This window comes from Leclercia sp. LSNIH1 (genome assembly GCF_002902985.1).
In the GTDB taxonomy this organism is placed as follows: Bacteria; Pseudomonadota; Gammaproteobacteria; order Enterobacterales; family Enterobacteriaceae; genus Enterobacter.
Genome location: NZ_CP026167.1, coordinates 4,311,811 through 4,325,333, shown reverse-complemented (window position 1 = coordinate 4,325,333; position 13,523 = coordinate 4,311,811). Strand labels below are relative to the sequence as shown.

At 65.9% G+C, this 13,523-nt stretch carries 16 protein-coding genes; 3 read left to right on the top strand and 13 right to left on the bottom strand.

The features are described from left to right. The first annotated feature begins 39 nt into the window (after positions 1 to 39). Positions 40 to 969: an MlaD family protein gene (locus C2U54_RS21355; RefSeq protein WP_016487833.1), complete on the top strand. Its 930-nt coding sequence runs from the start codon at positions 40 to 42 to the stop codon at positions 967 to 969. A 92-nt stretch (positions 970 to 1,061) separates the two neighbouring features. Further along, entirely contained in the window at positions 1,062 to 1,667 is a 606-nt protein-coding gene (locus tag C2U54_RS21350) for an ABC-type transport auxiliary lipoprotein family protein (RefSeq protein ID WP_223231737.1), read from the top strand. Between the two features lie 75 nt (positions 1,668 to 1,742). On the opposite strand, the gene C2U54_RS21345 is transcribed toward C2U54_RS21350, so the two are convergent. From C2U54_RS21345 to C2U54_RS21295, 9 genes are all read right to left on the bottom strand, one after another. Further along, a complete protein-coding gene (locus C2U54_RS21345; protein ID WP_016487835.1) occupies positions 1,743 to 3,737 on the bottom strand; it encodes a relaxase/mobilization nuclease and DUF3363 domain-containing protein in 1,995 nt (664 codons plus the stop codon). A gap of 448 nt (positions 3,738 to 4,185) precedes the next feature. Then, positions 4,186 to 4,773 (bottom strand): S26 family signal peptidase, encoded by a 588-nt coding sequence (locus tag C2U54_RS21335; protein ID WP_006379345.1) that lies wholly within the window; start codon positions 4,771 to 4,773, stop codon positions 4,186 to 4,188. Beyond that, positions 4,770 to 5,327 (bottom strand): DUF2840 domain-containing protein, encoded by a 558-nt coding sequence (locus tag C2U54_RS21330; protein ID WP_006379346.1) that lies wholly within the window; start codon positions 5,325 to 5,327, stop codon positions 4,770 to 4,772. Before C2U54_RS21330 ends, C2U54_RS21335 begins: the two co-directional genes overlap by 4 nt. Then, positions 5,324 to 5,587 carry a hypothetical protein gene (locus C2U54_RS21325; RefSeq protein WP_022652187.1) on the bottom strand — a complete coding sequence of 88 codons (264 nt, stop codon included), beginning with the start codon at positions 5,585 to 5,587 and terminating at the stop codon, positions 5,324 to 5,326. The genes C2U54_RS21330 and C2U54_RS21325 overlap by 4 nt, the downstream gene beginning before the upstream one ends. Beyond that, on the bottom strand, positions 5,584 to 6,222 hold the full coding sequence (gene parA, locus C2U54_RS21320; protein WP_003092312.1) for a ParA family partition ATPase: 639 nt from the start codon (positions 6,220 to 6,222) through the stop codon (positions 5,584 to 5,586). Before parA ends, C2U54_RS21325 begins: the two co-directional genes overlap by 4 nt. Positions 6,223 to 6,463: 241 nt before the next feature. Then, positions 6,464 to 7,285, bottom strand: coding sequence for a replication initiator protein A (locus C2U54_RS21310; RefSeq protein ID WP_022580213.1), 822 nt, complete (start codon positions 7,283 to 7,285; stop codon positions 6,464 to 6,466). Positions 7,286 to 7,335: 50 nt separating this feature from the next. Further along, on the bottom strand, positions 7,336 to 7,620 hold the full coding sequence (locus tag C2U54_RS21305) for a helix-turn-helix transcriptional regulator (RefSeq protein ID WP_001247107.1): 285 nt from the start codon (positions 7,618 to 7,620) through the stop codon (positions 7,336 to 7,338). Positions 7,621 to 7,731: 111 nt separating this feature from the next. Next, a complete protein-coding gene (locus C2U54_RS21300; protein ID WP_006379424.1) occupies positions 7,732 to 8,502 on the bottom strand; it encodes a DUF2285 domain-containing protein in 771 nt (256 codons plus the stop codon). Positions 8,503 to 8,844: 342 nt separating this feature from the next. Continuing rightward, a complete protein-coding gene (locus C2U54_RS21295) occupies positions 8,845 to 9,192 on the bottom strand; it encodes a DUF2958 domain-containing protein (RefSeq protein ID WP_016487838.1) in 348 nt (115 codons plus the stop codon). 344 nt (positions 9,193 to 9,536) lie between these two features. Here C2U54_RS21295 and C2U54_RS21290 point away from each other — a divergent pair, with 344 nt between their 5' ends. Further along, on the top strand, positions 9,537 to 9,773 hold the full coding sequence (locus C2U54_RS21290; protein ID WP_000076429.1) for a hypothetical protein: 237 nt from the start codon (positions 9,537 to 9,539) through the stop codon (positions 9,771 to 9,773). A gap of 132 nt (positions 9,774 to 9,905) precedes the next feature. On the opposite strand, the gene C2U54_RS27515 is transcribed toward C2U54_RS21290, so the two are convergent. From C2U54_RS27515 to C2U54_RS21265, 4 genes are all read right to left on the bottom strand, one after another. Then, positions 9,906 to 10,046, bottom strand: a complete 141-nt coding sequence (locus C2U54_RS27515) for a hypothetical protein (RefSeq protein WP_001641504.1) — start codon at positions 10,044 to 10,046, stop codon at positions 9,906 to 9,908. Positions 10,047 to 10,085: 39 nt separating this feature from the next. Then, positions 10,086 to 10,400 carry a DUF736 domain-containing protein gene (locus C2U54_RS21285; protein WP_001273857.1) on the bottom strand — a complete coding sequence of 105 codons (315 nt, stop codon included), beginning with the start codon at positions 10,398 to 10,400 and terminating at the stop codon, positions 10,086 to 10,088. Between the two features lie 770 nt (positions 10,401 to 11,170). Continuing rightward, positions 11,171 to 11,380, bottom strand: a complete 210-nt coding sequence (locus C2U54_RS21270) for a hypothetical protein (RefSeq protein WP_016487839.1) — start codon at positions 11,378 to 11,380, stop codon at positions 11,171 to 11,173. Between the two features lie 61 nt (positions 11,381 to 11,441). Beyond that, entirely contained in the window at positions 11,442 to 13,511 is a 2,070-nt protein-coding gene (locus tag C2U54_RS21265; RefSeq protein ID WP_006379606.1) for a ParB/RepB/Spo0J family partition protein, read from the bottom strand. Positions 13,512 to 13,523 lie beyond the last annotated feature (12 nt).

Here is a 13,523-nt window from a genome sequence, read left to right as displayed (position 1 = left end):
CACGCAATATTTACACTCTGAAAACGAGGTGGTCTGATCATGGAGCCACGTGCCCATCATGTATTCATTGGTCTGTTCGTCGTGCTGCTCGGTGCGATTGGTATCGGCTTCGCGCTCTGGCTCAGCGACACACGTTCCGACCACGATTACCAGTATTACCGGATCATGTTCGATGAGCCAGTGACCGGGCTTACGCCCGGCAGCCAGGTTCAGTACAGCGGAATCACGATTGGCGAAGTCGTTGCACTTTCTCTTTCGCCGCCTGACCCAAGGCGGGCGATAGCGCGCGTGCGTATCAATGCCACCATCCCGGTCCGGCAGGATACCCGCGCTGAATTGGTCATCACGGGAATTACCGGCAACGCGGTGATCGAGTTGAGCGACGGTGGGCCAAACGTGCCATTGCTGGATCGGAAAGAGGACGAGGAACCGTTGATCCTCGCGCCACGTTCGGCGATGGCATCCCTGGTCTCCGGCGAGGGTAACAGCATGACGACACTCAACGGCATCTTGCTGCGCACGCAGGAGTTACTGTCGAAGGAGAATTTGGCTCTTGTGCACCGCAGTCTAGTGAATCTCGAACAGACTACGGGCGCGGTCGCTGACCAGAGGGCCGAGATCGCGACGTTAATCAGCAATCTGACCGAAGCAAGCAGAGAATCGACAGCTGCCGTGCGCCAAGCAAATAGCACTCTTCGCGATGCCAACCTGCTACTAAATAACGATGGTAAGCAAATCATGGTGAACACGCGTGATGCAACGGCATCCCTCGAACGCGCCGCTTTCAGGGTTGAGACGCTACTGCAAAACAATCAGGAATCGCTGAACCAAGGCATGGCCGCCACAGGCCCTGCCATGCACGAACTCCAGCAGGCGCTGGCCAATCTAAACACCGTGCTGCGCCGACTGGATCGCAATCCGGCGCAATACCTGCTCGGTGGAGAGAACATTGAGGAAACCAAGCCGTGAACACTTCCGCCAGGATGATTCCCGTCGCTGCCGCGACTATGACGCTAGTACTCGGCTTGTCCGCGTGCAGTGTGCTTCCCAAAACAGCTCCAATGGTCACCTACAAACTGCCCGACTATCACATCGCCCAGGCGGAGAGTACGCCACGCGCCGTTCCTGGACCTGGGGCGCTGCGCGTCTACGCCCCTGAGAGTAGTCGCGTCCTGGATTCGGAGCGGCTTTTCATTGCGCAGCCCGATGGTCGCTTGTCGGCTTGGCAAGGAGTGCGTTGGGCCGACCCCGCACCGGTGCTGCTACGCGACCGAATCGTCGAAGCCTTCATGCGCGATGGGCGGTCGACTTCGGTGATTACCGATAGCACGCCAATGAGCGCCGATATGGAGTTGCGCAGTACGCTACGGGCGTTCCAGCTCGAATACCGCGGCACTGAAGCGATCGCCGCGGTTCGGGTTCGGCTCGATGTGCAACTGGTCGATCCGGCCAAACGGACTGCTATTGCCAGTAGACGCTTCGAAGCAATCCAAGCTACAGGCAGCAAGCGAGAGGCAGATGTGGTGAGCGCGTTCGGTGTCGCGACGGACGTGTTGGCCGGGCAGATCGTTGAATGGGCAGTTCAGGTCGGGGCAGCGCGTTTGCGAGTTGCACCGGAATCGGCAAGCAACCATGCACCCACAGCGTCGGCGATAAGCACAGACTAGTCGCCTTAACGGAGCACAGAAGCTAGGGCCAGAACGCTGCTCGACACCTTAACTCGGTACGACAGCCTACGGCCCCTATCCAATCCCAGGACCTCGTTGCCGTCCAACCTCCCATGACACACCGCCGCCGCGTACAGTCGCGGCGATCTGCTGCCCCAGTCGTGGCTCGATTATCGGCCGCCAAGGCACCAGACTGAACCCCATGCCGTCATCGAGCAGCGCATAGCGACCGCTGGCGAGAATGACCGAGCGCCGGTAGATGCCGGCTACGCGCTGCCCGTCTGTGACGTGCCGATGCTCCAACCCACTATCGGCGGCAATGTGCTGGGCGGCCTGCGCCAGCTCCCGATTGCGCAGCGTTTCCAGCAGATTCCGGGAGAGAATCACCCGCTGCCCACGCCGCTGGGCCAGCCCCTGTTCTTCGAGGAAGTCGGCGCGCTGCTGCAAGGCTTGCTTGGCATCGCCACCAAAGCCCAGGTCGCCCAATCCCCGGCCGCCGCCGATCAGTTGCTGGTCGAGCCAGGTGGCGCCGATCACGCGGGCCTGCCGCTCGATCGGCAGGTGAGATTTCAGGTCCACGGCCACGCCGCCCAGTCGCTGCGCATCGTACTGGCGCCCACGCTCGGATAGGTCGTCCGGCACTTTCCATAGCCCTTCCGCCACGCGCTCCACGATGCCGGCCCGGCGCAGGGCTTCCAGCCGTCGGACGTGGGCCGCGACGACTTCCTGCGGGTCGCGGCCGGGCTTGGCTCGGCCTTGCTCGATCGCCAGGTGATGATCGGTACGGTACAGGCCATCGCTCGCCAGTGCGGCGATGTTCTTGTCCGCCGCCCGTACCTCGGCGGAACCACGCACCTCCACCACCGCGCCGGTGGGGTAGCTCGCCAGTTCGTCGCGGGCGTTCAAAGCGACGTAGTGGGCCTTGCCGTCCACGCCGTCGATGACCAGATAGCCGCGGTCGTGCAGCTCGTCGGCCAGCCCCTTGGCGGCCACGCGGCCGACGAGGGTACGGCCGTCGTCGGCCGGCTCGAATACCGCCAGCTCGCGCGGCTGGCCGCTCATGGCGCGCTGCATGGTGCGGATGATGTCGCCACGCTCGCCCAGGGCACGCAGGGTCTTCTCAGCGTCGGCATGGATGGCCCAGGTGCTGGGCTGCACCTCGTCGGCCAGGCCGAGCCGCTGCAAGCGTTGCAGCCGGCCGATCAGTAGCAGGCGCTGGCGTTGCAACGTCGGTTCGTTGAAGCGTTCGATCCGCACCCGGTCATCCTCGCCGACCTCGCGCTGCAACGTGCGGTCGAGGCTCGTCCACCGCTCTTGCTTCACCTCGCGCTGCCAGGTCTGCTGGATCTCCAGTTCGGTGCGCGGCCCCAGCCATTCCGTCGCCAGCTCGGCGGCGCGATGGCGGAAGCCGTGGGCGATGTAGTCGCCCGCGATGACGAGGTCTCTGCCGGTATCGTCGCGTCCGCGCACGATCAGGTGCGTGTGCGGGTTGTCGGTGTTCCAGTGATCGACCGCCACCCAATCCAGCCGCGTTCCCAGGTCGGCCTCCATGCGGTTCATCAGGTGCCGGGTGTAGGTGCGCAGGTCGTCCAGCTCGGCTCCGTCTTCCGGGGAAACAATGAAACGGAAATGGTGTCGGTCGTCCTGGCAGCGTTCCTTGAAGGCATCGAGGTCGGCATGGTCGGTCTGCGGCCCGTAGGCACGGCCCGGCTCGCCGTCCCGGCCGGCACCGTCGCGCTCGATGTAGCGCAGGTGCTTGGCGAGCGACTGCGGGCTGGCGTTGCGCTGGTTGACCAGCAGCGTCTTGACGGTCACGCGCCGTGACATGGGTGTCAGCTTTGCACCTGCGAAGCGCGCTGCCGTATGGCCGCGCCCAAGCCGTGAGCCGGGCCGCTGGCCCGCGTGCTGGCCGCTCCCGCCAGCGACAGGACGGCGCACCGCCGACTTGCCGCCGCTGGCTTTGCCAGCCCGCTTGAGCACCTTGGAAACGAAGCTCTGGCCCTGGCCTTTGCCTCGGTTCTTCGGCGCGCCAGGGCGCACCCGGAAATCGTCGTCGCGGCGGTCGGTCATGGCAGCGCCCCTGGCAAGCTCCGGCGTCTCCGGGCGTGCGAAGCACGCGGACATGCCTGCATTGGCGCGGGCCTCGCGCCCCACGCGGCACGGCGGCAAAGCCGCTCCGTGCCGCGCCACCCCCATGTGCAGACAGGCCTTCGACGCGGCCCGGTGCCGCGTCCTTTTGTCTTGCCTTCCGCCTTTGCCCCTCGCTCCCGCTCCGGGCATCGGCGGCCCGGCGGCGCTGCTGCACCAGCAGCCAGCCCGCCGGCGAACACGCCAATGGCCGCAGGCCAGGCGCGTTCGAGGCAAGACGCCTGCACGTTGGACGGCTGCGCCGAAGGCAGCGCGAAGTGCGGTGCGAATGCACCCGCACTGCACGTGCGATGACAAGGCGACGAACAGTAGAACGACATGCCCGATGGCACGATGAGAGGCGCGGCAAAGTGCAGCGAATCGGCGGCCATCATGGACGTGTCTCCAGCCAGATCGGATGCGCAACGCCGATCGCGGTGGATGCACTGACCGGCCCGAAATAGCGGCTGTCGAACGACGCTGGGTTGGTCACGCTCAAGAGGAACAGTTCGCCCGGTTCGAGACGGCGGCAAAGCTGCAAGGATGGCAGCGGTCGGCCCTGCCGGTCGGCAGGCAGGGCGGCGGCCACCGGCACGCCGTCGATGCGAACCTGGCCGGCGACGATGCAGACGTGTTGTGGCGCGACTGCGCCCACACGTTTGAGCAGCGGAACGCGGGTCGGTAGGTAACTGCGCTGCGCAGCCAGCATGGCGGCCCTGTCGGGCAGCGGCACCAGCACGATGCTGTCCACGGACAGCGGACGTGGCCGCGAGGCGGTGCGCGGGTCGAACGGTTCGATGCGATACCAACCGACCGCCACGCTGTCGGACGGGTTGTAGGCCATTCGCGGCAGGGGCTGCACGAACGCAGCCCAGGCCAGCGCAGCGAGGCCGACGGTGGCGAAGCCTGCCAGCACGAGGCGAGTGCGCAGGCGCGAGCGAGGATGCGGCACGGGGCCGGTCGTGGAAATCGTGGTCATGGCAATGCCCTCCCTGCCAGCCAGGCGGCGTGCCGTTCTGTGGTGTATGTGGGTAACGCCGAGCGCGCTGCGAGCCGGTTCGCGAGCGTGCGCCAGTACGCGGGCGATGTGTCTGCGGCTGCGATGCCCAGCGCCTCGATGTCGTCGATGCGTTCCAGCACGGCGCGAACGTTGGCATCGCCTTCGGCGTGCAACAGCAGACGCGCGCCCGGCTGCACGCCGGGGATGCGTTGCACGGCGTCCAGCGGCGTGGCGGTCTGCATCACCATGAGCTGCCAGCGGATCGTGCCGTAGTCGTTGGCCTGCCAACGGATGCGGCACAGAACCGCGTTCGGCAGGAACACGGCGCAGCGCCGCCAGCGGTCGAGCTGGAGCGTGCGCGCCGGTTCGCCGAAGCGCAGGTAGAGCTTGAAGCGGGGTTCGATGTAGGTCAGCGCCACGCGCGTCAGCGGCACGTTGCCGGCCTGGCCGGCGAGTGTCGAAGGCGCCGGCGGCGGTGCAGCCGTGGGCGCACTTGCTTTGGGGGTGTGGGCGGTCGAAGCGGATGCGTTCACGGCGTGCCCTCCGGGGGAAACTCCCGCTCCAGCAGGCTGCGCAGCAGTTCGGCTACGGTCACGCCTCGCGTGAAGGCCGACACCTTGATGCGCGCCCGCATGGCGGGCGTGATGTCAAGCGTCAGTCGAGCGGTGTAGAGGTCGCCTTTCTGCAAGGCATCTGCGTCGCCCTGGCGAATCCACGCTTCGGCGTGCGGATTCGCTGGGGGACGTACACCGATGCCGACGCGCTTGCTGCGTGGTGATGGCTTTCCAGTCATGTCGGCCACCGCAGCAGTTCGTCGGTGAGCGCGGCGATCTCGCGGGCAGCGGCGCTGTCGGGCGCGGTTTCGCGGGCGAGCCGGCCAGCGGCTACGCTGTCGGCAAAGACGATGCGCTGGTGGATCTCCGAGCGCAGCGCGGGCAGCGGCTGTTCGGCCAGCGATTGCCGTGCCTCCCTGCCGATGATGGTGGTGCTGACGCGCCGGTTGATGACGAAGGCCGCGCGTAGCGCTGGCCGGAACACCTGTGCTTCGCGGATCAGTGCGACCATCTCGGCAGAAGCCCATACGTCGTAGGGGCTGGGCTGCACGGGGATCAGCACGCGCTCGGCCGCCAGCAGCGCGGAGCGCGCGAGGGCGGCGATGCGCGGCGGGCCGTCGATGATGATGTGATCGGCCCGCCTGGCGAGTTCTGGCGCTTCCTGATGCAGCGTTTCGCGGGCAAGGCCCACGGCGCTGAACAGACGGGGCAGGCCCTGCTGGCTACGCCGCTGCGTCCAGTCGAGCGATGACCCCTGCGGGTCGGCATCCAGCAGGATGACATGCAGGCCGCGCATCGCCAGTTCGCCGGCGATGTGCGTGGCGAGCGTGGTCTTGCCGACGCCGCCTTTCTGGTTGAGAAACGCGAAGATCATGGCGCGGCCCTCCGAGCTGGAAAGCCGGCCTGGGCGTGCCATTTCGTGGTTGTCCACCGAAACGGCGCGCTTCTACTAAAAGTTATGTATTTCTTGTTAGGTAAGTTAGAGGGAACGCAAACCCGCGCCGTTGTTGGCTTTCCGGCGTTTTCGTACTCCTGATAGCACGAGGGTCGTACTCCTGATAGCACGATACCCGGTACTCCTGATAGCACGAGGCCGTCCACAGGTTCTCCCGCAGTTATCCCCGTGCCGCGTGCGGCACGGGCCGGAAGGTCAGCAGCTCGGTGTTGTCGTCCGGCATCCGCTCGATGCCGAGGACGTAGCCGGGCAACGACTGCCGCGCCACCAGGGCGCGCACGTCGTAGGCGAAGTCCGAGAAGCGGGCCGCGCTGCCGGATTTGCGGTACAGGTGTCGGAAGTCGAATTGCCAGCCGTGCTCCTGCCGCCCGCCATGCTTGCGCACCAGGCGGTACAGCCAGCGTTCGATACCGCCTTTCAAGCGGAAATAGGCCGGGTCGATGGTCAGCACCAGGGCGGCGTCGAGCACGCCGGCATAGAACCAGTCCGGCAAGATCAGCTCGATGCCCAGCGGGGTGCCGCTGGCGTCGGCGAGTTCCTTCCACTCGTTGATCCACGAGAAGCGATGCAAGCGCCTTCCCGTGGTTTCGCGGATGGACGTGGCCACCGTGGTCGATTGCAGCCGGTCGAGGGCGGCCTTCAGGCGCTGGTAGTCGTTGAGGGACGTGCCGCGCCCGATGAAGCGCAAAATCTCGTAAGGCGTGGCGCGTATCCAGCGCGACGGGCGCAGGCCCGCGTCGCGCGCCTCCACGATCTGCGAGGCGGCCCATATCAGCACGTCGGCATCCCATATCGTTGCGATGCCGTGCTCCTGCGTGCCTTCCACGCGAATGGTGACGTTCCCGCTGCGGAAGTCGATCGGCGCCGTGCGCCGCGACTTGGCAAGCGAGAAGAACGGAAAGGCCATCAAGTCCTGGGAATCGCGTGGCGCCATGTCGCCCGGCAGCGCTCGGAACAGATCGAGCTGTTCGCGCTGCGGCAAGGCTTGCCCTGGCGGGCTGGACATGGCGAAGGCCACCCACGCGCCGACGATCAGCGGCCATCACGGTAGTCGCCCGCGTGGCGCTCGGCGTATTCGGGATCGGACGTGGCCTCGTAGCTGCGCTGGTCGGCCCAGGCATCGAGGTCGGACACCGCGTACATGACGCGGCGGCCGAACTTGCGGAACTTGGGGCCGCCGCCGATCACCCGCTGCTTCTCCAGCGTGCGCGGCGACAGCCGCAGGTAGTCGGCGGCTTCGTCGTTTGTCAGGTAGCGTTGAGGCTGCGAGGTCGCAGTGACGGCAGCGGCGGCAGGCCGCGAGGGAGCAGGTCGCATGGGATGTACCTCCATCAAGCCCGGCCACACCACGCGGCCGGATAGAGGCACTCTCAAGAAAGCAAGGCTTCTTGCTAAGGGACGATTCGCACGGGTCGAGAAACGTCCCCCCTAATGCGACGGGAACATTGGAAGCTGCGCTAGTCGGCGGTAGCCGCCGTGCATCAGCTCATCGCCGCGGCGTACCAGCCGCCGCACGCGGGCACGCAATGCACTGTCTTTGTGCCAGTCGGCCGCGACGGCATCCGCGCCGAACAGACCTTCGGCCACTTCGCGCAAAGAGGCTCCCGCGAGGGTCGCGTCGAGCGCTTGCAAGGTATGCAGTTCCAGCAGCGCGGCGGGCGTGGGGCGAGAGCGGGCTGTTGCCACAGGCGCGGCCACGGTTGCGGCAGATAGCGCATCCAGCTTCGCAGCGAGCGTGCGGTAGCGCGCACAGGGCGTGGCGCAGGCGCGTGTGGCGTAGAGATAGGCCGAGCCATCTTCTAGGTCGGGTGCGAGTGCGAGCCGAACGCAGCAGCCTGGCCAATGCGATACAAGCACCAGGCGCTTGCCGTCGTGGGTCAGTTGCTTGCGCCCAGGAATGCGCCAGAACTCGAAGGTATGCGCATCGGGTGGTGGGTCGGCGTCGGGGTATAGCTGCACCACGCCGTCGTGATCGGGGAACCAAGCAGGATGTGCATCGCGCGCATCCAGGCCGGGATCTTCCAGCAGGCGCAGGCCCCAGGCCTGCGCCGCATCTGGCTTGCGACGCCGGCGTAGCCAGTCGCGCCGGTAGCTTGCATTCCTGCGCAAATACTCCCAAGCCAGCGCTGGGCCATCGAGGTGCAGCGTGTAGAGATACGCGGCCGTGGGATACCAGTGTTGGCTGCTGCGGTCAGTCATGGCGAAACCTCCCTGTTTCTGGGAACGTCGCCACAATTCCGCTGTGCGGGAGCTATCGAATCGCCATCAAGTGGTCATCAAACTCGGGTTACGCTTTAACTGCTGGTGTCAAGACAGATTCGCTCCAGTGCATTGCCGAAATCGTCTAAATGCGACGACTGCACCGCCCGGAAATGGGGTGCAGCATTGAACACCGTGCCGAATCTCGCGCCTGGCATCATGACTGTTTTGGTCAGGAGCGCACCACCCTGGTGCAAGCATGCGGATCAAGACTTGCCAGGTCTTGGCTAAGACCGAAATAGTCACAATGCGATACTTTTTGCCTGGTCGCGCTGGAATGCGTCAATCGGTGATCGAACCGTTTTCCTGAGCCAGTCGAACGTATTCCGACAGCGGCCGCGTCGGCTGGAAGTACCGATCTCGTATCACGGGCTGCTTGAGCGGCCCGACGATGGACGCCAGATCGGACAGCTTCACCGTCGCCAGGGCAGGCATCCCGATCCCGAGGTCGATCAGGCCGTAGGCCGTATCGCCATCGGTCGGATCGAGCGCGGCCAATAGCCAGGTCGCATGTGCGTCCGGTGTGAACAGGCGCACCACGGGCAGCGGGTCACATTCCTGGCCTGCGGCGCGGGTGAGGCCGTGGGCCAGTAGGTGCACCCGGTCTTCCTCGGTGACAAGCGTGGTCAAGGCCGCGCCCCTTCCACGAACACACGCAATCGCCGAGGCGCATCTGTGCCTGCGGACGGATGCACGTATGCGCAAGCGCACGAAGCCGCAAAAGCGGAGAGGCACGAAGGCGTATTGGTGGAAGTCAGGAAAGACACGGACGCGGTTCCCTGGGTCTGAGGAAATCCGCAGATGCGGATCTCCGTAAAAGCACGGAAAAGGAAAACATCACCACCAAATGAACACTATAGATTGTAGTCCTATAGGGCGCAATGGGCTGTCATCTTGGTTTTTTGGGGAAACCATAGGTGGCAGCGAAGAACTCATTGGCAGCGGCGATTCGGACGGTAAGGAAGGCGCGTGGTTTGAGCCAGGAAGCGTTCTCCAACGTGTCCAGTCGCACCTACATGAGCACGCTGGAGCGCGACCTGAAAAGCCCAACCATCCAGAAGCTGGCCGATCTGTGCGAGGTCATGGAAGTGCATCCGCTCACGCTGCTCACATTGGCTTATGCCGGTGACAGCACCCGCGAAGCTGATGAATTGCTGGCACAGGTGCGCCAGGAACTCAGGGCGATATTGGAAGAGCCCGACACGCCGTAGCGCGTTGGCGTGTGGTACTGAATTGCAGCAAGCGGAGCGCGCAGCGCCGCAGGCGCGAAGGCGTGAGGGATTGAAGCCGGATGGCCGTGACGGCTTGCCGGCACGGGGCGAAGCCCGAAAGCCCGGCGGCGCTTACAGCGCCGACACGCCACACACCGCTCGTTGACACGGATTGCGAGCCACAAGGCACGCATGCAGGCCCGCGGTGACGGGCGTATCCAGCACGCGGCAGCAGCAGAAATCCTGCGCGTGCGGTGCTGCGATCAGCAGCATCGCGCCCCGCCGCAGTGGGCGGGACGCGGTAAGCGGCTGTCAGGCCGCCTTCGGCTTGTTGCGCGACCAGATCAGGTCGTGCGTGCCGTCCTCGTTCTCGATCAGGCGGGCATAGACCGTCGCCGGGAACGAAGGGTCGTCGATGGATACGGACAGGTATTCCCGCCCGGCCTCGCTGGTCTTCTTCCACGCTGCGCCGACTTCGTGGCCAGCCGCTTGCAGGTGGAAGTCGGGGGCGTTCTCGGTGTCGCCCTTGTCGTTGGGAACCAGCTTGACCTTGACGTTGAGCGTCAGGGTGCGAAGCGTGCCGGTGAAGCCGTCTTTCTCTGCGGTGAAGGTGCCGATGTTAGCCATGATGTTTCTCCTTTCGGGTTGAACAAGGTCGCGCCAGTGCGTCCTTGTTGTGATCCGGCCGGCGGGGGATGGGCTGGTCGCACCGCGCAGCGGTCGCAACAACGTGGAGAACCTGGAAGCGAAAAGAATTTGTCCCGCGAGGAATGCGCGCAGCGCAGGGGAAATTGTTTTCGCTGCAAGGTTGCGGCCATGAAGCCCAAGGCGCAGCCGCGCCACCGCCAGGATTCACAACAAGACAAGGACGCACAGGCCGCCCGCTCCCGAATGGAGACGTGGCCAACTCGGCATCCCCGCGTGACGGCTGCACCGGCTTGCGCCCTGACGCGGGCCAGGTCAATGCCCCGACGACAAGGCCAGAGCGCCCCTGCCGCAGCTCACGGCCACATACTGAGGCGTGGTGTGGAAGCTCCATAGAAGCGAGGCTGGGCGGCGTGTCGGTGAACCGTCTTTCGTGACGTACAGACAACGAACCGCCAGCGTCGGGGACGGCACGCTTTCGTGCAACCTGCCGCAGCAAGCCGGGGCGTAGCCACACCAGCCCCGCCCATTGCGGCGGGGCTCGGTCGAATCGTTGGCGGCGCGATGCGCCGCCACACTTGCTGGCTTCGTGGATTTCGCGCACGAGCGCCCTTGTGCGTGGCCCCATCGCCGCCGACCGAAGGCGGCGATGGGGCTTTTTTTTAGCAGTGAAACCGGGCGCGGCCACCGCCGCGCCCGGAGTTTTCGACCACCGGCCCCAAGGCGGCACGGCTTGGGGCCAGTGCGGCTCGTTATTTCTTGGTTTCGATGATCCACCACACGGCGCGCGGCAAGGCGCGGCCCGTGAGGGGATGCAGATCGGTCAGGTCGGCGCGGGCCGTCCAGCCACGCGGCGGACGGTAGCCGCGCACGTCGCCGTCGCCGTGCCAGCGGCGGGCGCGCACCGTGCCGGAGGCATAGGTCGCAGCCATACGGGGGCGGTTTGCGGGTTGGTGGGTCATGGCAGGCATCCTCAATATGAAGCGCCCCGGCCGGAACCGGGGCGCTATCTACGGTGCGAAGTCACGCGGCCAAAGCCTCGGCCTGCGGCTGGACATCCGCCACGGCGGCCGCTTCTTCCTGTGCTTCGGCTTCGCCATCCGCCGGCGCGTCCTGCCCGGCCTGCTGCGGGCCTTCGGTGCGGAAGATGGCGGGCATCCAGCCGGTGCCAGCGGCGAGCCGTTCGGCTTCGCTGGCAATGTCGCCCTTCTTCAACTTCGCCAGTCGGGTGACGTGCGAGGGCGCGAACCCGCCAACGGCTTCCAGAATCGCGGCCTTCGGCACATGCCGGAAGTAACCCTCATTGGTGGGCTGCCACCACGCGGCCATATCCAGCCCCACGGCCTGCGCCAGTTCCGCGCCGGGCTGGTGCGGCGTGGCGCGAGGCGTCACCACGTCCACCGTGGAAGCTAAGCACACGGCCAGCAGCCGCACCAGTTCATCCTGTGATTTCGCCAGCAGCGCGGCGAACAGTTCGGCGCTGTCCTCCGGCAAGGTTTCGCCTGCCACCTGTTGCAGTTCGCGCAGCGCCACGGCGGCGGGTGATTCCGGCCAGTCCGGGGCCATGCCTTCCAGCCGGTCTTGCACCGTGAGGCGCACGCCCAGCGGCAGGTCGTGGCCGTAGTGGCTTTCCTGCAAGACGGTCTGCACCATGCCATGCACCACGGCGGCCAGCGCGGCTTGCGGATGCCGGGCCACTTCGATTTGCAGCGCGGCGGTACGGTGCGCGCTCAACCGCTGCGCCAGTCGGTCGGACATGGTGGCGGTCTTGGGCTGCTCGTCGTCCTCGCCTTCGTCCTCGTTTGCGGCTTCGCCTTCGCTGCCGAAACCCTGCCGCAGTCGTTCCAGCGTGCGCAGCGCCTTGGCTTCGGCTTCGCGCAGCAGCCCGCGATGAATCGCGGCCTGCCCGTCGCGGTCGATGGTGACGATGGCACCGGCTGCGGCCTTCACATTGGCCGCATAGTCCAGCAAGCCTTCTTCCAGCGCCTGCAACTGCTCGCCCAGGCGTTCGCCTTCTTCCTGCAAGGCATCGGCCTTTTCTTCGTCTTCGTCGTCCAGCGCGGCATCCACGGCTTCGGCCAGTTCGTGCAGCTTGGTTTGCAGCTTCTCGATGCGCTGCGCGTCGCGCTTGTTCGGACTGCGGCGTTCCCTTGGCGCACGCTGGAAGGCTTGCAGATCGGCATGGGTCATGCCCGGCGTGGCATCCACCCACGCCCAGCCCTCGGCCTGCACCTTGGCGGCGATACCTGCCAGCTTGTCCTGCGCCAGCCGTTCCAGCAGTGCGGCATCGGTCAGATACACGCCTTTGTCGCCCTCCGCGAACAGGTCGCGGCGGATGCCACCGCCTTCCTGCTCGTAGCCGTCCAGCCCGACAAAGCGCACCAGCGGATGCCGGTAGGCGTCGATTTCGCGTTCGGTCAGACGGTCGCGCAGGTTGTGCGGGCTGCGCTGCCATGTCGGCGCATCGTAGAACGCGGCTTCCTGCGCGGCGTGGTCGTCGGTGATGGCAAGGGCCATCAACTGGTCAAGGCTCACGGCCTCGGCGCGATAGTCGGCCAGCAGGCGCGGCGAGACGTTGGCGAGTTTCAAGCGGCGCTGCACCACCAGCGGCGTGACGGAAAAATCCGCTGCGATATCCTCGATGCTGCGGCCTTCGGCCACCAGCGCGGCGAACGCCTCGAACTGGTCGGCGGGGTGCATGGCTTCGCGCTGCACGTTCTCGGTCAGGCTGGCCGTGCGTGCGGTGCCATCGGCCACCTGCAGGCAAGGCACCTCCCATTCCTTGCTGATGCGGTGCTTCTTCGCCAGCAGCTTCAACGCTGCGAGGCGACGGCCACCGGCCACGACTTCGTAATGCTCGCCGTCGGCGGCGGCAATCACGATGAGGTTTTGCAGCAGGCCGACACGCTGGATGCTGGCGGCGAGTTCGGGAATGGACATGCGCGGGGTCTTGCGCACGTTGCGGCCAGTGGGGCGCGACACCAGCCGCGACAGCGGAACCAGAATCAGGTTCTTGGTCGGGTCAGCGGCTTCCAGCGGGATAGCGGCGGCGGTGTTGATGGCGCGGGCTTCGGTTTGGGTAACGGCGTTCATGGTGATAACTCC

Excerpts from the sequence above, each read along its gene's own strand:
- C2U54_RS21355 (WP_016487833.1), top strand. The coding sequence starts at position 40 with ATGGAGCCACGTGCCCATCATGTATTCATTGGTCTGTTCGTCGTGCTG.
- C2U54_RS21285 (WP_001273857.1), bottom strand. The coding sequence starts at position 10,400 with ATGGCTAACATCGGCACCTTCACCGCAGAGAAAGACGGCTTCACCGGC.
- parA (WP_003092312.1), bottom strand. The coding sequence starts at position 6,222 with ATGATCTTCGCGTTTCTCAACCAGAAAGGCGGCGTCGGCAAGACCACG.
- C2U54_RS21305 (WP_001247107.1), bottom strand. The coding sequence starts at position 7,620 with ATGCGACCTGCTCCCTCGCGGCCTGCCGCCGCTGCCGTCACTGCGACC.
- C2U54_RS21350 (WP_223231737.1), top strand. The coding sequence starts at position 1,062 with ATGGTCACCTACAAACTGCCCGACTATCACATCGCCCAGGCGGAGAGT.
- C2U54_RS21270 (WP_016487839.1), bottom strand. The coding sequence starts at position 11,380 with ATGACCCACCAACCCGCAAACCGCCCCCGTATGGCTGCGACCTATGCC.
- C2U54_RS21335 (WP_006379345.1), bottom strand. The coding sequence starts at position 4,773 with ATGACCACGATTTCCACGACCGGCCCCGTGCCGCATCCTCGCTCGCGC.
- C2U54_RS27515 (WP_001641504.1), bottom strand. The coding sequence starts at position 10,046 with ATGCTGCTGATCGCAGCACCGCACGCGCAGGATTTCTGCTGCTGCCGC.
- C2U54_RS21325 (WP_022652187.1), bottom strand. The coding sequence starts at position 5,587 with ATGACTGGAAAGCCATCACCACGCAGCAAGCGCGTCGGCATCGGTGTA.
- C2U54_RS21300 (WP_006379424.1), bottom strand. The coding sequence starts at position 8,502 with ATGACTGACCGCAGCAGCCAACACTGGTATCCCACGGCCGCGTATCTC.
- C2U54_RS21265 (WP_006379606.1), bottom strand. The coding sequence starts at position 13,511 with ATGAACGCCGTTACCCAAACCGAAGCCCGCGCCATCAACACCGCCGCC.
- C2U54_RS21345 (WP_016487835.1), bottom strand. The coding sequence starts at position 3,737 with ATGACCGACCGCCGCGACGACGATTTCCGGGTGCGCCCTGGCGCGCCG.